This window comes from Roseateles sp. SL47 (assembly GCF_026625885.1).
Classification (GTDB): Bacteria; Pseudomonadota; Gammaproteobacteria; order Burkholderiales; family Burkholderiaceae_C; genus Roseateles.
Window position 1 is genome coordinate 4,875,929 of record NZ_CP113068.1, and the last position, 18,407, is coordinate 4,894,335.

Here is an 18,407-nt window from a genome sequence, read left to right on the forward strand (position 1 = left end):
TGTCATCCAGTCTTCACCCGGGCGCGGGCTGGCGGCCGATGCAGCGCGGCCATCGCTTCGCACCAGCCCCAGGTGAGCACGGCCAGTCCTGCACACAAGCCCAGCAACACGAGCGAGGGAGCCGCGAAGCGGAACAGTGTGTGCAGTGCGGGCACGCCCCAGGCCAATGCCAACAGCATCAGCGTGCCGGCGAAGATCCAGCCGAAGGCCGTATGGCCGCCCGACGTACCGGCCGTCGATGGCGCGGCGGAGCGATTGGCCTGAATCAGCCCCAGATTGCCCAGCACCAGCACCACAAACGATGCGGTTCGCCCCGCATCTTCTGACGTGGACAGGTCCCTGCCCAGCAAGTACGCCGCCACGACGGCCACCAGCAACCCAAGCCCCTGCAGCAGGCCCAGCCTGATCAGTCCGCCGCCAAACAGATGCGCGTCCGGGCGCCTGGGCGGCTGCGCCATGGCACCCGGCTCCAGAGGTTCGGCCTCGAACACGATGGAGCAGGCGGGATCAATCACCAGTTGAAGGAAAAGGACATGGGCCGGCATCAGAATCAGCGGCCACCCCATCAGCAGAGGAGCCAGGGCCAGGCCAATGATGGGCAGATGCGCAGCCAGGACAAAGGTGAAGGCTTTGCGCAGATTGGCGAAGACCCGCCGCCCATATCGGATGGTGGTGACCAGGGATCCAAAGTCATCTTTGAGCAACACCAGGTCAGCCGCTTCCCGTGCCACGTCCGTCCCTCGCCCACCCATGGCCACGCCGATGTGAGCGGCCTTCAGGGCTGGCGCGTCGTTGACGCCATCACCAGTCATCGCCACGACTTCGCCCGCTGCCCGAAAAGCACGGACCAGCCGCAGCTTCTGCTCAGGTCGAACCCGACAAAACACCTGCGTCCGGCGCAGCCGAACCGCCAGATCCGCATCATCCAGAGCATCCAACTGCTCCCCCGTCAGAGAACCACCCGACAAGTCCAGGCCCGCCTGTTGCGCGATGGCAAGCGCCGTGGCCGGATGGTCGCCGGTGATCATGGCGACCCGGATGCCCGCCGCGCGACATTCGGCAATCGCGCCGGGCACGTCATCGCGCACCGGGTCCTCCAGCGCGATCAGGCCGACCCATTCAAAGTCGAAATCATGCTGCGCGGTGGGCAATACATCAGCACGGAAGCGCGCGTGGGCCACGCCAAGCACACGAAGCCCGTCCGCCGCCATATCGACCACCTGGTCCGAGATGTGCTGCCGCTCGTGGGGCGGCAAGTGACAGAGGTCCATGATGGCCTCCGGGGCGCCTTTGGCCGCCACCACCAAGGCACGCTGATCCGGCGAGCGCCACACCCTCGACATCGCCAGCAGTTCACGCGAGAGCGGATAGTCGGACACCAGGGACCAGTCGCCATGCAAATGCTCGGAGCCCTGCAGCCACCGTTGACCGGCAGCAGCAATGGCCGTTTCCATCGGATCGAAGGCCTGGCGATGACTGGACAACACCGCGTATTCCAGCACCGGATGAAAGCGGTGTGACATGGCGGAAGGCGGCTGCCCGCGCAGATCAAAACGCTCATCACTGACCCACAGACGCCGAACCTCCATCTGGTTGCGCGTCAGGGTCCCGGTCTTGTCCACGCACAGCACGGTGGTGGCTCCCAGCAGTTCCACCACCGGAATGCGCCGGGTCAGCACCTGCTCGCGGGAGAGACGCCAGGCGCCGAGCCCCAGAAATACAGTCAGCACCACCGGCAGTTCTTCCGGCAGCAGCGCCATGGCCAGGGTGAGCCCTGCCAGGGTGCCAGTGAGCCAGTCGCCACGGGTCAGCCCCCAGCCCAGGGCAAGCAGCGAGGCCAGGGCCAGACCAGCCGCGGCCACGACCCTCACGATGCGGGAGGTTTCCCGCTGAATGGGCGTTTCGTCGAGGGAAATGCCCCCCAGCGTGGCACCGATGCGACCCAGCGCGCTTCGAGCGCCGGTGGCCACCACCATCGCCTGCGCCGTGCCCTGTGTGACCAGTGAACCGGCAAAACACAGGAATTGCGCGTCGGCGGCCGTATCAAGCTTCGCCTTCGCCTGCTTCAGTACCGGCGCCGACTCCCCCGTCAGCAGGGATTCATCCACGGCCAGATAGCGGGCTTCGACCACCTCAGCGTCGGCGGGTACACGATCGCCTTCCGCCAGCAGAACCAGGTCACCCACCACCAGACATCGACCCGGCAGCCGCACGGGCTGCCCGTCCCGCACCACCAGCGCACGAGGACTGGACAGGTCCCGGAGAGCCTCCAGCGCCGCCTGGCTGCGGCGCTTCTGGACCAAGGTCATCGCCATCACCAGGACCACAAACCCCAACAACATGGCGGCCTCCTGCCGGTCGCCGATGGCGAGGTAGATCGCCCCGCAGGCCACCAGCAGCAGGAACATGGGCTCGCTGGCCACTTCGCGAACCAATTGCAGGACCCCTGCACGTGAGGCTGCAGGGAGTTCGTTGAAGCCGTCGTGAAGCAGGCGTGCCGTTGCCTCCTGCGTGCTCAGGCCGGGTCGCGGTGGGCCGCTCATGCGCCCTCACCGCGCGGCGAAACAGAGCCGACACGATCAGCCTCACCCCGATGAGGAGCAGCCAGCCCTTGCCAGCCCACCAGGACACGGTGCATCCATCGTCCCCAGCCCTGCAGAAATGACATGGCTTGCCTCCAACCCCGATCTCTCACTGGTCCAGCGCTCGACCGAGACAGGTCTTGCCTCGCTCGCGTTGGACCTTGGGGTCGAAGTATGCGCCCGTGGGCCGTCACAGCGCCGCCTCCCTCCCGAATTGAGTGGGCGGCATCGCGGGAGGCGGTGTGCGTATCCCCCAGGCCCTGCAAGAACGGCGCATGGCCAGGGCTCAACCACCTGGCAATCATTGTGAAACAGGCCGCCACGGGCGAAACAGACCGCAAATTGACTCAAATAGACGATGCAAAAAGACCCACACCCCCTTTGTGAAGCACCGGAAAGCTCGTACCATTTCACCCATACTTTTTATGGGTTGCAGCCATGAGCTTCAGACAGCTCTCGCTGCAGCAATTGCAACGCCACATCCGGGCCCAAGCTCTCCGCACGGAGCTGGTCTTTCTGACCATCCATGCCAAGAAGCGAATGTCCGAACGAAAGGTCTCCATGGCCGAAGTTCTTGAATGCCTTCGACGCGGCAGCATCCGCCATCCGCCGGAAGACGACGTCAAGACCGGGCACCTGGTGTGTCGGATGAACTGGTACGGCGCCTCTCGAAACCTGACCACCTGCGTGGCCCTGGCCGACGATGAGCCGGACCTCATCGTTGTCACCGTGATTGACTAAAAGGAAAGCAGCTCATGTATCACTACACCGAATGCGGGCTCGACAACGTCTGGCTTGCGAATGGCTACACCACCAAGACCACCGCCTACGGCAAGGCGGTCTCCGTGGCCGATGCGGATCAACTGCAAGCGCTGCTGGCTGAACGGGTGGTGAGCAAGCCCGCCCGCCTCAGCGGCAAGGAATTCCGCTTCCTGCGGGTGCAAATGGGCATCTCCCAGGCCACCCTGGCCAAGACCCAAGGCGTCAGCGAACAGGCGGTGAGCCTCTGGGAACGGCACGGCAAGGTCCCGAAAGCCAACGACGCACTGATGCGGTTGTGCTACCTCGCTCATGCCCAAGGGGACGAGCCGCTGCGCGAAGCCTTCAACCGGGTGATGGAGGTGGAGCGGCTCATCCACCAGAAGATCGTGGCCACCGCCGGGCCCAAGGGGTGGAAGTCAACGGTGGAGGAAGAACCCACCGAGCGCCTGGCAGAAAGGCCTGCAGTGGCCACGTGAGCCGCAGGGGTGCCGGGGTGCGGGGTGCGGGGTGCCGAAAAAGAATGAGCCGCAAGCACCCAAATGGAAGTAAGGGATCTTGCGGCTCAACGAGATAAATGGTCGGGGCGGCGGGATTCGAACTCGCGACCCTCTGCTCCCAAAGCAGATGCGCTACCAGACTGCGCTACGCCCCGACGAAGCTAGAGATTGTAGCCACATTTTCAGGCCTAAAAATCAAATCGGTCCGCAACTTGTTCTGTGCAGTCAATCAGACGCCCCTGGCCGGTGATGAAACCGCAGCGCACCGGCTCCCCCGGCTGCAGCGCACGCACCGCTTCCCGGTAGTGCCAGAGCTGGTCCAGATACTCCGGGTTGTTCTGCGGGGCCGGGTGCAACTTGTAGTCCAGCACCCACCACGTGTCCGGGCGCCCCGGCTCCCCACGCAGGCAGACCAGCCGGTCCAGCCGCATGTCCTTCTGATGCCAGCTCAGCGGCACTTCATTGCCCTGCCAGCGTAGACGCTCTGGGTCAAAGAACGGTGCGCATGTCGAGCTCCCCAGGATGGCTTTGACGCTGCGCTGCAGTCGCTCATCCCGTCGCGCATCCAGTCCGTACATCTGGGCAGCAGCAGCCATCAGCCGTTCCAGGGTGTGCTGGCGCCCGCGCGGCCCGCTGTGCCATTCCAACACCCGGTGCAGCGCCTCGCCCAAGGCCGCGCTGTCATCCACCACGTCCGGCCCCTGACCCAGCGCCCCGTCGGCGGCATCGGTCGCCGAGCCGCCAGCAGCCGCACCCGATTCCACCGCTCCGGCATCAACAAGGCTGTCAGCGCGGCGTGGTGTGGCCACAGGGGCAGTGGGAAGTTGCTTGAGGGTCGCAACCACCGACATGACGCCGGAACTGCGACGGGACGCGTCCCTGGAGACGTCGCCGGACGCAGCCAGAACCCGCAGCGTTTGCTTGTCGCCATGCGCCCCGCCGATCTCATCAACCTCATCAACCTCATCGGCTCCATCGGCCACCGGCCAGGGCGCCGACAAGGGCTCCAGCCGAGACCACCAGGTAGCGCCACTGCTGGCCCGGCGCGCCGGCGTGCGGCTGATCAGCAGGCAATGCCGGGCCCGGGTCATGGCCACATACAAGGCATTCAACTCTTCCCGCTGGCGCTGTTCCTTTTCATCGTCCAGCAGCGGTTGAAGCGCGGCCGGAGGCCGGCTTTCCGATTCCAGGAATGCTACGGTGCGCGGCACAGCCTCCTGCACCGGCCAGGAAACCGCCAGAGCCATGGACTCGGCCCGCGCCGGGCCGGCCTCGGTGTCCATCAGAACCACCACCTTGGCCTCCAGCCCCTTGGCCCCGTGCACGGTGAGCAGTTGCACGGCATCCGGCTCAGCCGGAGCGGCCAGTTTCAGCGCCCGCTGTTTCAGCGAGCGGACGAATCCATACAGGCCGGCATACCGGCCGCCATCCAGATCCAGGGCCAGGGCCAGCAGCGCCTCCACCGCATGCAGGCGCGCACGCCGCTCACTGGGAGGCACCACCGCCGCAATACGCGCCATCAAATCGCCCTCGTGAACGATGGCATCCAGCAGGTCGTGGGGGCTTCGTTCCACGGCCAACGCGCTCCAGCGCGGCAGCAAGGTCTGAGCCCGTTGCAGGGCGGGGCTCAGGCTGTTGGTGTCCGCCACCATCAGGGCAGACCACCAACTGAGGGGCTCTGCGCTGAATCCGCTTGGCGCCACTGCAGCGCCTGCTTCTTGTGGATCGGCGGAAACAAGCTGCTCTTCCGCCAGCGGGACCGCATCGTGCCAGCCCGGGGGGGGCTCGATCGTGGCATGACGGTCGAGCGGGACGCTGATACCCACCTCCTCACGTGCATCGGATTCCACCGGCGCCAGACAGGGCCCCGCGTCGGAGATCGACGCCGAGGTCCATTCACCCCCAGCGGCCAGGCTCACCAGAGCCTCCACGCCCGCATCCGTCGCATCCGTCGCATCCGCCGGCCGCAGCCAGGACACCGCCTTCGACCGCCCGGCCAAATCCAACAAGTCGTTTTCGGTCACGCCAAACAGCGGGCTGCGCAAGGCATGCGCCATCGAGAGGTTGTGGCCATTGGAAGCCAACAGGTCCAGCAAGGCCAGCAGGTCCCGCACATCGGGGGCGTCCAGCAAGGCCATGTCTTCCGGAGCCGCATGCGCGATGCCACGAGACTTCAGCACCTGCGCCAGCACTCGCAGCCCCTCCCGCTTGCGCGCCAGCACAAAAATATCGCCCGGCTCCACCGCCTCCGAATCCAGCAGGGACTCGATGGCATCGGCAATCCGGCACGCCTCCGCCTCCCGGCGATGCAACTCGGCCTCGCGACGAGGTTCGGTCAGGCTGGGCCGCCAGGTGTCAGGGTCCCGGCGCTCGCCGTCGGGCCCCGTCGTGTCCTCATCTGCATCAGCCCCCGCATCGACCAGATGAAACACACCATCCAGCGGATGCCCGTCGCCCGACTCGGTGGTGTGAGGACGGAACCCGTTGTACTGCTGCGCCAGCGTGGCCGACTCAAACACCGCGTTCACCGCCGTCAGCACCTGCGGTGAGTTGCGCCGCGTGTGATCACAGGCCAGCAACACACCGTCGAGCCCTTCCCGGACAAAGTCGCGAGCCGCCGCAAACACCCGAGGTTCCGCCCGGCGGAACCGGTAGATGCTCTGCTTGGGGTCTCCCACGATGAACACCGACGGCGGCCGCTGGCCACTGGCACCCCCGCCCGCTCCGACGTAACTGGACAGCCAGGCATACAGCGCATGCCACTGCAACGGGCTGGTGTCCTGGAACTCGTCGATCAACAGGTGACGAACCTGCGCATCCAGTCGCTCCTGCACCCATCCCGCCAGCCCGGCATCGCCCAGCAGTGCCAGGGCGCCGCGCTCCAGATCGTTCATGTCCACCAGGCCACGCTCGCGCTTGAGGCGCTCAAACTGATCCAGCAGCACCAGGGCCAGGCCACACATCTGACGATGCCACTGGCGCGCCTGTCGCTGCTCCAGCGCCATCTGCAGCCGGCCCAGGCGGTCCATCAGTTGCATCAGATCCGGCGCATCGCCCAGTGCCTTGCGCGGCGTGCCGTCCGCCGTGAACAGTGCTGCACGAACGCCTGCCAATGCGGGCTTATCGTCCCCCTGCAGCGCCTGCTCGATGGCTGCCGCCGCCTTGCGCGCCGTGGCGCCCTTCATCGCGCCCAGTGCAACGGCTTGCGCCTGCAACTCGGCGCGCAGCGGAGCAAAAGCCTGCATCGGGTCGTCCAGCGCGGCCAGTTCCGGCACCACATCGGCCGCATCCGGCATGCTGTCCAGCAGCCGCCCCTCCTGATGCGCCAGACGAATCTCCACCCGCTTGCCAAAAGCCGACAGCAGCCAGCCGGTGAGGCGATTGCGCCCCTGGGCCAGGCATAACGATTCATAGTCGGCCAGCAACGCTGCATCGGCCAGCACAGCCGCATGGAAGCGCTGCCAGAGTTCCGGCATCAGGTCGCTTTCATCCTCCAGCAATTGCAGCTCGGGCGACAGGCCCTGCGCCTGCAGCAATTCCAGGGGGGCGGCACGCAGCAATTGGGAGAACCAGGCGTGGAAGGTCCGGATTTCCACCGCACGGGCGCCTTGGAGCAGCCGCTGTTGCAAGCCTTCCAGGGCCGGCGCCAAGGACTCGGCCTCCGGCACCGACAAGCCTCGCTGGCACAGGGCCATGACCCGTGCCTGATGGTCGCCGTGGGCGAATTCGTGCAGCCATTCATTCAGGCGCTCCCGCATTTCGCCTGCGGCCTTGCGGGTGAAAGTGATGGCCACGATGTCTTGCGGGCGCGTGCCATCCAGCAGGGCACGAAGGATGCGGGACACCAGCATCCAGGTCTTGCCCGCACCGGCGCAGGCCTCCACCACCACACTGCGCGCCGGATCGCAAGCCAGCGCATAGAAGCGTTCACGGGCCACCGGGGCGCCGTTGAGGGTGTAGGCAGCCCCAAGCCCATGGGCCGTGCTTGCCTGGGCCGTCTGGGCCGTCTGGGCCGTCTGAGCCATTTGGGCCACCTGAGCCATTTGCCCCCCCTGCCCCACCTGGCCGTCGGCCCTGTTGTCAGCCGCCGTCATGGCGCGGCTCCTTCCCAGTCATCACGTCGGCACAGGCCACGCATGTCGCAATACTCGCAGGCAACGCCCTCCCCCAGCGCCGGCAGCGCCTCGCCCTGGTGGATGCGCAACAGATCCTGACCCAGCCCATGCACCAGTTGCACCGCCGTTTCCGACACGTCCGGGTGCTCCACCGCCGTGATGCCCTTGGCATCATCCAGGGCCAGGTATTGCGCGTGCAGGCGGCCCGAAGCGAGAGCCTCTGTTGCTCCGATCGGCGCATCGGCCCCTGCGGGCGCCGCCCCCATCAGCACCGCATAAACAGCGAGCTGCGTGTCTTCCAGTGGATCCGCCACCTTGTCCTTCAAGCCTTTGAGGCTGCCCGTTTTGTAGTCCAGCAGACACTGGCCGTCGGGCCCTTCGTCCATGCGGTCGATCCGCCCGCGCAAGCGCACCGCAGCAAGTGCGGGGTCCGCATCCCACCAGGGGTGGACTTCCCGGTCCACCTCGCCCTGACGGAAATACTGCCCCTGCGCCTCCCGCTCCTGCAGCCAGGCCAGATACGCCGGCACAAAGCGCGCAAAGCTGGCGGAGAACGGCAGGAACTCCGCTGCCGACAGCGCCAGCGCCTGCATCTGGGTCCGCGCCGCCTGATGCAGGCGCGTCACATCGTCCATCGACGGATCCTGGCCGGCCAGGCGCTCGGTGTGGAACTGATGCAGCACCGCATGCAGCCAGGTGCCGTAATCGCGTTTATCGGCCTGCTGATCCAGCTCCTGCACTTCCCGCAGGCCCAGCATCACTCGGGAGAAAAACTGGTAGGGGCACTGCCGCAACGATTCCACCGCGCTTGCACTGAGCGCCGACGGAAGCCGACCCGGCGCCAGGGCACGGGCACGGCCCTGCGGCTGCAAGGGCACCGCCACCGCCACGCGAGGATCCCGCCACGACGGCAGCGCGCCGTGACCGGCCGCCTGACGGGCCAGATCCAGACGATCCAGCAAGGGGCTGGCCGCCAGCGGTTCACTGCCCCGATGGGCGCAGCGCAACAAGGTGACGGCGGGCGCCCGCAGCAATTGGGCAAACTGCGACGCCAAGGCGGCGCGTTTTTCTTCGATGGTGGGCAGACCGATCTGCCGGGCCAAGGTGTCGCTGACCAGCGTCGGCCCCGCCGGCACCGGCCCGAGGGTGGCGGCATCCGCGCCCGGCAGCACCACAGCCCCGAACGGGCGCAGCATGGCCCGCGCCAGCGGCGTGATCATCACCTGCAACTCACCCTGCAGCGGCGGCACGTATTGGGCCGCCTCCAGCGTGGCGGACACCCACGCAGTGAACTCCGACGGGCTGAGCGTGGTCTCCTTGAGCACGGACTCATGCGCAGACCCCGGCCAGGGGGAGCGCTTGAGCCACAACGCATCCAGCAGCTGAGGGCCGCCCGCCGGTTGAGCCGCCAGCCGCTCGTCCGCGCCCAGGCGCTTGAGCAAGGTCTTCAGCACCTCCAGCCAGTCCTCCAGCGTCCGGCTGCCCGACGCCTGCAAAGGCGCCACGGCGTCACGGGCCTGGTTCCACAAACGCGCCGATGCGGGCGCCAGCCGATCTTCCCGCACCGACGCCGGGGATGACCACCCGCGCTGGCGGCAGCGTGCCTCCAAGGCAGGCAGCGCCGCCGCTCCAGCGCGCTCACACAAGGTGGCCGCCAGGGGCGTCTTGAGCCAGGCCAGCCACTCATCCACCGTCGCGTCCCGGCGCGCGGCACGCAGCAACGCCATCACCTGGGCGGCCGGCGCCGTCGTCGCCAGGGTCCAGCCGGTTTCGTCGGCAATGCCCACCCCTTGCCGCTCCAGGAGCGCCCGCACCCGCCGCAGCAGGACGCGGTCCTGGGCGATCAGCGCCACCGGTGATCGGCCGGCCTGCAGATGGTCCAGCACCGACGCGGCACTGCATTGCGCCAGGTCTTCAAAATCTTCGCAGAGCGCCTGCTCCACCTGGGCGGGCGGCTGGCCCAGCGAATAGACGTCCTCCAGCGGCAGGTCCGCACTCAGGCGAAGGCAGGGCACCCCCTGCGCTTCGGCCGTGTCCAGCAAAGCATCGGCCAGCAGATCGGGCCCTCCGGCCTGCAGATGCAGCCAGGCACTGGGGCGCAGCTCAAAGAGACCATCGGTGGCCGGCGCACGCGGGTCGGACGCAGCCCATTCCAGCGCCACCATCAGCAACGCACGCTCCAGGTGTCCAGCGCCGCTCTGGGCGGCCAGTTCCTGCCGAGCCAGGGCCCAAAACGCCTGGCGACCTTCCGGAGACCGCAACTGGGCGGTGCGCGACAGCGCATGCGCCGCTTCCACCAGCCGCTGCACCGCCGCGTCAAAGGCCCGTGGATCCTCCTGCCGCAAGGCCTGCGCCCAGCTCTGCCCGCGCAGCAACTGGCGGGCGGCCAGTGCATCGATGGCGGCATCAAAGGTGAGCTGCAAAGCCTCCGGCAGGGCACTGGGGCCCAGCGCCGAAGCCAGGCTGTGCGTGGTTTCGATGCGGGGCTGCCAGCGGCTGAGCTTCATCCAGGCGCGCCGCGCCGGGGCCAGATGCTGGGCAAAGGGCAACAGCAACACGGCATCCCGGGACGACAATCCCTGCCGCTCCAGCCACTCCGAGGCCCCTTCGGCCAGCCGGTCCCAGAACACTGCATTGGCATGCCGGGCATCCATCGGGAAGGCCAGGGTCGCCCCCGCCCCCCGGTGAGGCGTGGACGCAACATCGCCCCTCCCTTCCGGGAGACCGTCAGGCCAGAGGGAGGCGGTCGATGGGAGATCGCTAGGAATCGTCACAGAAACAAGTCAGCAGAAGGCCTGGCGCCCCGCGCTCCCCTGCCCGAGGGGATGGGCGGGGCCCACAGGCTTGAGTTGGGAGCCAACACCCATATGTAGGTCGAGTACCCACTCGACAAGCGGGTTCAGGGCTTTGTGTAAGAATCATTGTGCCTTGATACCCGCCCGTCCCGGCCCATCCCATGTGTTCCCACCGTCGGGCCTTCTATCGGGTTTCAAGCAAGGACTCCCTCATGAGCGAACAGATCAAACACATTTCCGACGCATCCTTCGACAGCGACGTCATCCAAGCCGACAAGCCGGTGCTGGTCGATTTCTGGGCCGAATGGTGCGGCCCCTGCAAGATGATTGCCCCCATCCTTGAAGAGGTGGCCCAGTCGTCGGCAGACCGCGTCAGCATCACCAAGCTGAATGTGGATGACAACCGCGAAGTGGCCGCCAAATACGGCATCCGCAGCATTCCGACGCTGATGCTGTTCAAGGATGGCCAGCTGGTCGCCTCCAAGGTTGGCGCCCTCAACAAGGCCCAGTTGACGTCCTTCCTGGACGCCAACCTATAATCTCCTTATCCGCAGTGGGCCGAGCGCCCCTTGCGGACCTGTTGCCACCACGCCCGCCCCGGGTTGAGCGCCTTGCACTGCTGCCCTGCAGCACGGCCAGGCAAGCACCCCGGGTGAGCGCGTGGACTCGGCGCCCAAGCTCCCGCATGTCCATCAGCTTCCAGGCGAAGCGCGCAGGCCACCTCGGCCCGCCCTGCCCCCGCCCATGAAGCCGCCAAGCCGGCGAACGCCAAGGTTTCATCCCTTGCGCTCGTCAGGGTCGGCATGGAGGATTTCTCCGTGGATGGCAGCGTGACGCCTGGACTCGCCGTTGTTTGTGTCCCTGGCCTTGGCAGGTCCTGGACGACAGACCGGGTCACCCCATGCATCTCTCTGAATTGAAGGCGCTTCACGTCTCCGCCCTGATCAAAATGGGCGAAGAACTGGAGATCGACAACGTCGCTCGCATGCGCAAGCAGGAGCTGATGTTCGCGATCATGAAAAAACGCGCCAAAGCCGGCGAACAGGTGTTCGGCGACGGCGTGCTGGAGGTCCTTCCGGACGGCTTCGGCTTCCTGCGTTCCCCCGAGACCAGCTACATGGCCTCGACGGACGACATCTACCTCTCCCCCAGCCAGATCCGCCGCTTCAACCTGCACACCGGCGACATGATCGAAGGCGAAGTGCGCGTGCCCAAGGACGGCGAGCGTTATTTCGCGCTGGTCAAGGTGGACCGCGTGAATGGCCTCACGCCGGAGGAGTCCAAGCACAAGATCATGTTCGAGAACTTGACACCGCTCTTCCCGAAAGAGCAGTTCAAACTCGAGCGTGACATTCGTGGTGACGACAACATCACCAGCCGCATCATCGACCTGATCGCGCCGCTGGGCAAAGGCCAGCGCGCCCTGCTCGTGGCCCCGCCCAAGAGCGGCAAGACGGTGATGATGCAGCACTTGGCGCACTCCATCGCCGCCAACTATCCGGACGCCCATCTGATGGTGCTGCTGGTGGATGAGCGGCCTGAAGAAGTGACCGAAATGCAGCGCACGGTGCGCGGCGAAGTCATCAGCTCCACCTTCGATGAGCCGGCCGCCCGGCATGTGCAGGTCGCCGAAATGGTGATCGAGCGCGCCAAGCGCCTGGTGGAACTGAGGAAGGACGTGATCATCCTGCTGGACTCGATCACCCGCCTGGCCCGTGCCTACAACAACGTGCTGCCCAGCTCCGGCAAGGTGCTGACCGGTGGTGTGGATGCCAACGCCCTGCAGCGCCCCAAGCGCTTCTTCGGCGCAGCCCGCAACATTGAAGAAGGCGGCTCGCTGACCATCATCGGCACGGCACTGGTGGACACCGGCTCCAAGATGGACGAAGTGATCTACGAAGAGTTCAAGGGCACCGGCAACTGCGAAATCCATCTGGACCGTCGCATGGCAGAAAAGCGGGTCTACCCGTCCATCCTGCTGAACAAGTCGGGCACCCGCCGCGAAGAGCTGCTGCTCAAGCCGGAAATCCTGCAAAAGGCCTGGATCCTGCGCAAGCTGCTCTACCCGATGGACGAAATCGAGGCGATGGAGTTCATCCTCGACAAGATGAAGTCGTCGAAGAACAACCATGATTTCTTCGACATGATGCGCCGCGGCGGCTAAGCCCCCCAGCAGCGTCAAGACTTCACGAAAGCCGCCCGAAGGCCCTCCTTCCGGCGGCTTTCTTGTTGGCGCAGGGGCTTGGGCTGCGTCACCAGGCCCCTGCGCCATTGAGGCGCCCAGGCCTTTTCCGCTATACTCTTTCTTTTTCCGCTGTCGACCAAGTGCATCGCACGGTGCGATGTGGCTGGCGGCACCACAGCGAGGTTTCCAAAATGGCTAAAGAAGGCATTCACCCCAACTACCGCGACGTCGCTTTCGTGGACCTGTCCAACGGTTTCCAGTTCATCACGCGCTCGACCGTGGTGACCAAGGACACCATCAAGCTGGACGACGGCCGCGAACTGCCGCTGGTCAAGCTGGAAACCTCCAGCGAATCGCACCCGTTCTACACTGGCACGCAGAAGAGCGTGGACAGCCTGGGCGGCCGCGTCGAGAAGTTCCGCAACAAGTTTGCCAAGCTCACCCCGACCAAGAAGTAATTCAGGTCGCGAAGGCGGTGCAGTCAGGTGCAGGGGGTGCGAACAGCTGTTGGCGCCCATCTCCCGACTCAAGACGCAATTCTGCAAAAGGCAGCCTCTCCAGGCTGCCTTTTTTCATGCCCCGTCGCCTGACCCCAGTCCCCACCGCGTGACGCGCGCTCCCGGTGCGTCAGGCGCCTTTCCGTTCACACACCAAACTTTTTTGTCGGAAAAGTGATTCTTATCGGATGAAGATGGTCATCGCATCGGCACAGGTGCGGCATGATCGCCACCGTCCCCTACAACGACAACGAGACAGACGCGCATGAATTTGCCCACCCCGGCCGTTGTAGCCGAGCGAAGCGCCCATCCCATTCCGCGCTGGCCCCTGTTATTGCTTTGCGCCGCCTATGTGCTGCCCGGCCTGTTCGGCCGCGACCCGTGGCGCAATGCCGACCTTTCGGCGTTTGGCTTCATGGCCAGCATCGCGCAGGGCCATGCGCCCTGGGCCCAGCCTGCAATCGCCGGGATTCCGGCTGAAGGCGGCCTGCTGCCCTACTGGGTCGGCGCCCTTTTCATCAAGCTGCTCCCGTTTCTGGAGCCGTCCACCGCCGCCCGCATCCCCTTCGGGCTGATGCTCGCGGGCGTGCTGGCACTGGTCTGGTACACCTGTCTGCATCTGGCCCGTACCGAGGCGGCTCAGCCGGTGGCCTTTGCCTTCGGCGGCGAGGCCCATGCGGTGGACTATGCCCGGGCCATGGCGGACGGCAGCCTGCTGGCGCTGATCGCCAGCATCGGGCTGCTGCGGCTGGGCCACGAGACAACACCGGAGATCCTGCAACTGGTCGGGATTTCGCTGCTGATGTATGCCTTGGCGGCCGCCCCCTTCCGCCGATGGAAGTCGCGTCTGGCGCTGATGCTGTCGCTGTCGGTGCTGGCGACGAGTGGCGCACCGGCGGTGGCCGTGGCCCTGTCGGTGGGTGCCTTGTGGCTGAGCCAGCGCTCCATCTATGACGAGGCCCGCAAGCTGGTGCCCTGGCTGCTTGGTGCGATTGCACTGGCCGCCATCGTAGCCTGGCCGATGCATGGCTGGGCCTGGCGCATTGACGCCAGCGGCCGCAGCCCGTGGGCCTGGCTGCGCCTGGTGGGCTGGTTCTGCTGGCCGGTGTGGCCGCTGGCCATCTGGTCCCTGTGGCGCTGGCGTGGCCATCTGCAGCGGCGCCATGTGTCGGTGCCGGTGCTGACCGCCGCGATTCCGCTGCTGTGCAGCCTGCTGATGGATGCCGACGACCATGCCCTGCTGCTGGCGCTGCCGCCCCTGGCCGTGCTCGCCAGCTTCGCACTGCCCACCTTCCAGCGCAGTGCCAGCGCGCTGCTGGACTGGTTCTCGGTGTTCTTCTTCAGCGCCGGGGCCATCTTCCTGTGGCTGTATTACAGCGCCCTGCAACTCGGGTGGCCGGCCAAGTTCCTGTCCAACGTGCGACGGCTGGCCCAGGGGTATCAGCCTGAATTCGGCTGGCTGACCTTCATTCTGGCGCTGCTGGGGACGCTGGCCTGGATCTGGCTGGTGCGCTGGCGCACCGCCCGGCATCGCCATGCCATCTGGAAGAGCCTGGCACTGCCCGCCGGTGGCGTGGCCCTGAGCTGGCTGCTGGCCATGACGCTGGGCCTGCATCCGCTGAATTACGCTCGCAGCAACTCGCCGCTGGTGGACCGGGTGGGCGCCCATCTGCCGGCACAGGTGGACTGCATCGCGGCACCCGGTGTCCCGCTGCACGTGCTGTCCGCGCTGGAGTTCCAGGGCGGATGGAAGGTGGACGCCACCCGGGCCCTGGGCGAATCCAGCTGCCATGCCGGCCTGATTGCCCAAGGGGACGGCGCCCCCATACCGCCTGAAGGCTGGCGCGTCGAAGCCATCGTCCGGCGGCCGACGGATCGCACCGGCAGCTTCATCGTGCTGCAGCGCCAACCCTGAGAGACGGGGTTCCAAACGCCCGCAGCGCTGCGGTGGGCTGGTCCCGCACACCTGCTGTGCCGGGCTCACACGCCCACACGCTCACACGCTCACACGCTCACGGCCCCATCATGGTGGCGCAAAGCAAAGCGGCAGCCCTTGAGCTGCCGCCTTGTCGCCTGCGCCATGCGGCGCTGTGTTTCATGCCGCTTCGTCGTCCTCACGCGAGGCCAGCATCGCAGGCGCCGCCTCATCACCCATGGCCCCGCTGTCCACATGCCTCAGCCGGTTGGCCGGAACGAGCAGACGGAAGGTGGAACCCTTCCCGGGCTCACTGTCGATGCGCAGCTCTCCCCCGTGGCGCTGGATCACATGCTTGACGATGGACAGCCCCAGCCCCGTGCCACCGGTATCGCGTGAACGGCTGCCGTCCACGCGGTAGAAGCGCTCGGTCAGGCGGGGCAGATGCTCACGGGCGATGCCCGGGCCGTTGTCGACCACCGCAATCTCCCCACCCTTCTCCCCCAGCCAGCGCCAGTGCAGCTCGATGCGCCCGCCTTCCGGCGTGTAGCGCACCGCATTGCTGACCAGGTTGGCGACGGCACTCAGCAGTTCGGTTTCCACCCCAGCCACTTCCACCTGCGTCAGCCGGTCGCAGACCACCTCATGGCGACCGGCCGACAACGCACGCGCATCAGCCGACACACGGGCCAGCAGCGGATCCATCGCGATCCAGTGATCCGCCGCCGGACGGGGGCTACCCTCCAGCTGCGCCAGCGTCAGCAGATCCCCCACCAGCGTCTGCATCCGCAGCGTCTGCTGCTGCATCAGATGCAGCACACGCTTGCGCTCGGCTTCGGTCAGGTTGAGGCTGGCCATGGTTTCGATGAAGCCCGCCAGCACCGTCAGCGGCGTTCGAATCTCATGCGACACATTGGCCACAAAGTCCCGCCGCATGGATTCATTGCGCTCCCGGTCGGTCACGTCCAGCGACAGGATCAGCCGTCGGCATTCACCACCCACCCCATAGTCCCGCATCAGCACCTGCAGATGAGCCTTGCCACGGGCGTTCTGCAGCGCCAGCGGCTGGTTGTATTGGCGCGACTGCAGGTAAGAGACAAACGCCGGATAACGGACCAGATTGGTGATGCGCTGCAGTTTGTCCCGCTGGGGGTCCAACTGGAAATGGTCGGCCGCCAGGCGGTTGCACCATTGGATCTGGTCCTGGTCGTCCAGCAGGATCACGCCATTGGGCGACGCTTCCATGGCCTGCAGAAACTGCTCCAGCTGCTGGCGCTCCCGCTCGTACCGGCGCTCCCGGTCCCGCAGGCCGCGCTCCATGCGGTAGGCCACTTCGCCCCAGATGCCGGCCAGGCGCGGCGCATCATCGGTCTGGTCCCCGCGCAGCCAATTCACCAGCCGGTGCGCACGAGCGGCATCCCACAGACCCATCAGGGCCACCGCCACACCGGCGCCCAGGCCGGCCGCCAGCGGCGGTGCCAGCATCCAATGCCCCAGCCACCAGCCGATCCACCCGCCGATGCAGGTGCCCAGCACCAGCATCAGCACTCGCGACAACAACCAGCTCATGAGGCGCGACTCAGGCGGACAGAGCGCTGCTGCTTTGCTGGGTCAGGCGATAACCGGCACCACGCACCGTTTCGATCATGCGCTGGCAGTTCACCTTCTCCAGCGCTTCGCGAAGCCGCTTCACATGGACGTCCACGGTCCGTTCTTCAATGAAGACATGGTCGCCCCAGACGCGATCCAGCAGTTGGGACCGGCTGTGCACCCGCTCCGGATGGGTCATGAAGAAATGCAGCAGGCGGAATTCGGTGGGGCCCAGCTTGACCTCCACCCCTTCCCGGCTGACACGCCGCGTACCGGGGTCCAGCACCAGCCCGCCGACATCCACGGCCGAGTCCAGGGCCTCTGGCGCCTTACGGCGCAGCACCGCACGAATGCGGGCGAGCAGCTCATTGGTCGAGAACGGTTTGGTCAGGTAGTCGTCCGCGCCCGCATCCAGGCCGGAGACCTTGTCGGCTTCTTCGGCACGTGCGGTCAGCATGATGATGGGCAGCTCGCGCGTGCGAGTCGCTCCGCGCCAGGCACGGGCCAGGCCGATGCCGGATTGACCCGGCAGCATCCAGTCCAGCACCACCAGATCCGGCAGCACCCGGTCCACTTCCAACTGGGCCTGCTCGGCATTGGCCGCCAGGGTGACCTCGAAACCGGCATGACGCAGGTTGATGGAGATCAGCTCGGCAATCGCGGATTCATCTTCAACGACCAGGATACGGCTCATTCCCAGATCTCCTTTGTTCAGCGCACCATGTGCTCAACGGCATCCGGCGTGTTGTGGCGCACGTCGGTCCCCTTGACCACATAGATGATGACTTCCGCCAGGTTCTTGGCATGGTCACCCACACGCTCGATGGCTTTGGCAACAAACACCAGGTCGATGCTCGACGAGATGGTGCGCGGGTCTTCCATCATGTAGGTGATGAGCTTGCGCATCAGGCCGTCGAATTCCTTGTCGATCTGGTCGTCCTGCTTCAGCACTTCCAGGGCGCGGTCCACGTCGAGGCGGGCAAAGGCGTCCAGGGCCTTGCGCAGCGAGGCAATGGCCAGCTCGGCTTCGTAGGAGAGGTCAGACATCGGCAGGCGCAGACGGCTGGACACCCCGGTGTTGATCAGGCGCTGCACCGTGCGGGCGATGCGGGCGGCTTCGTCACCCACACGCTCGAGGTTGGCAATGGTCTTGGACACCGCGATCAGCAGGCGCAGATCCCGGGCCGTCGGCTGACGGCGGGCGATGATGGTGGACAGGTCACGATCGATCTCCACCTCCATGGTGTTGACCGTCTCTTCCTGCTTCAGCACATGGCTGGCGATCTCGCCGCTGAAGGTGCCCAGGGCTTCGATGGCCTGCGCCACCTGCGATTCCACCAGGCCGCCCATTTCGAGCACGCGGGTGGAGATGCCGCTCAGCTCGGCGTCGAATTGGGTGGAGAGATGCTTGTCTGTCATGTGATTCTCCTATTGTGTTGGTCGTGCCAGCACGTCCTGCTCATGGGGCC

The 18,407-nt window shown here is 66.2% G+C and carries 12 protein-coding genes and 1 tRNA gene; 6 read left to right on the forward strand and 7 right to left on the reverse strand.

All coding sequences use genetic code 11. The features are described 5' to 3' along the window. Window positions 1-2: 2 nt before the first annotated feature. On the reverse strand, window positions 3-2,543 hold the full coding sequence (locus OU995_RS20975) for a cation-translocating P-type ATPase (protein WP_267832069.1): 2,541 nt from the start codon (window positions 2,541-2,543) through the stop codon (window positions 3-5). A gap of 477 nt (window positions 2,544-3,020) precedes the next feature. On the opposite strand from OU995_RS20975, the gene OU995_RS20980 reads away from it, so the two are divergent. Together OU995_RS20980 and OU995_RS20985 are read left to right on the forward strand one after the other, a co-directional pair. Next, complete coding sequence (locus OU995_RS20980) at window positions 3,021-3,323, forward strand: DUF4258 domain-containing protein (RefSeq protein ID WP_267832070.1); 303 nt, start codon at window positions 3,021-3,023, stop codon at window positions 3,321-3,323. A 14-nt stretch (window positions 3,324-3,337) separates the two neighbouring features. Beyond that, window positions 3,338-3,820 (forward strand): hypothetical protein, encoded by a 483-nt coding sequence (locus tag OU995_RS20985; protein ID WP_267832071.1) that lies wholly within the window; start codon window positions 3,338-3,340, stop codon window positions 3,818-3,820. 99 nt (window positions 3,821-3,919) lie between these two features. Here OU995_RS20985 and OU995_RS20990 read toward each other — a convergent pair. The 3 genes from OU995_RS20990 to OU995_RS21000 all read right to left on the reverse strand — a co-directional run bounded on the left by OU995_RS20990 (window position 3,920) and on the right by OU995_RS21000 (window position 10,610). After that, window positions 3,920-3,996, reverse strand: a tRNA-Pro gene (locus tag OU995_RS20990). A 33-nt stretch (window positions 3,997-4,029) separates the two neighbouring features. Beyond that, window positions 4,030-7,935 carry a UvrD-helicase domain-containing protein gene (locus tag OU995_RS20995; protein WP_267832072.1) on the reverse strand — a complete coding sequence of 1,302 codons (3,906 nt, stop codon included), beginning with the start codon at window positions 7,933-7,935 and terminating at the stop codon, window positions 4,030-4,032. Next, complete coding sequence (locus OU995_RS21000) at window positions 7,932-10,610, reverse strand: PD-(D/E)XK nuclease family protein (RefSeq protein ID WP_267832073.1); 2,679 nt, start codon at window positions 10,608-10,610, stop codon at window positions 7,932-7,934. Before OU995_RS21000 ends, OU995_RS20995 begins: the two co-directional genes overlap by 4 nt. A gap of 353 nt (window positions 10,611-10,963) precedes the next feature. On the opposite strand from OU995_RS21000, the gene trxA reads away from it, so the two are divergent. From trxA to OU995_RS21020, 4 genes are all read left to right on the forward strand, one after another. Continuing rightward, window positions 10,964-11,290 carry a thioredoxin TrxA gene (gene trxA, locus OU995_RS21005; RefSeq protein WP_267832074.1) on the forward strand — a complete coding sequence of 109 codons (327 nt, stop codon included), beginning with the start codon at window positions 10,964-10,966 and terminating at the stop codon, window positions 11,288-11,290. Window positions 11,291-11,652: 362 nt separating this feature from the next. Beyond that, window positions 11,653-12,915, forward strand: a complete 1,263-nt coding sequence (rho, locus tag OU995_RS21010) for a transcription termination factor Rho (protein WP_267832075.1) — start codon at window positions 11,653-11,655, stop codon at window positions 12,913-12,915. Between the two features lie 212 nt (window positions 12,916-13,127). Further along, complete coding sequence (locus tag OU995_RS21015; protein WP_088449513.1) at window positions 13,128-13,394, forward strand: type B 50S ribosomal protein L31; 267 nt, start codon at window positions 13,128-13,130, stop codon at window positions 13,392-13,394. A 304-nt stretch (window positions 13,395-13,698) separates the two neighbouring features. Further along, window positions 13,699-15,348, forward strand: coding sequence for a hypothetical protein (locus tag OU995_RS21020; RefSeq protein WP_267832076.1), 1,650 nt, complete (start codon window positions 13,699-13,701; stop codon window positions 15,346-15,348). Window positions 15,349-15,528: 180 nt separating this feature from the next. On the opposite strand, the gene phoR is transcribed toward OU995_RS21020, so the two are convergent. From phoR to phoU, 3 genes are read right to left on the reverse strand one after another with little or no spacing between them, the layout of a single operon-like run. Then, window positions 15,529-16,917 carry a phosphate regulon sensor histidine kinase PhoR gene (gene phoR, locus OU995_RS21025; RefSeq protein WP_267832077.1) on the reverse strand — a complete coding sequence of 463 codons (1,389 nt, stop codon included), beginning with the start codon at window positions 16,915-16,917 and terminating at the stop codon, window positions 15,529-15,531. Between the two features lie 10 nt (window positions 16,918-16,927). Continuing rightward, the gene (phoB, locus tag OU995_RS21030; protein WP_267832078.1) at window positions 16,928-17,632 is read right to left on the reverse strand and encodes a phosphate regulon transcriptional regulator PhoB; all 705 of its coding nucleotides are present in this window, start codon (window positions 17,630-17,632) and stop codon (window positions 16,928-16,930) included. Between the two features lie 17 nt (window positions 17,633-17,649). Beyond that, window positions 17,650-18,357 carry a phosphate signaling complex protein PhoU gene (phoU, locus tag OU995_RS21035; protein WP_267832079.1) on the reverse strand — a complete coding sequence of 236 codons (708 nt, stop codon included), beginning with the start codon at window positions 18,355-18,357 and terminating at the stop codon, window positions 17,650-17,652. Between the last annotated feature and the right edge of the window lie 50 nt (window positions 18,358-18,407).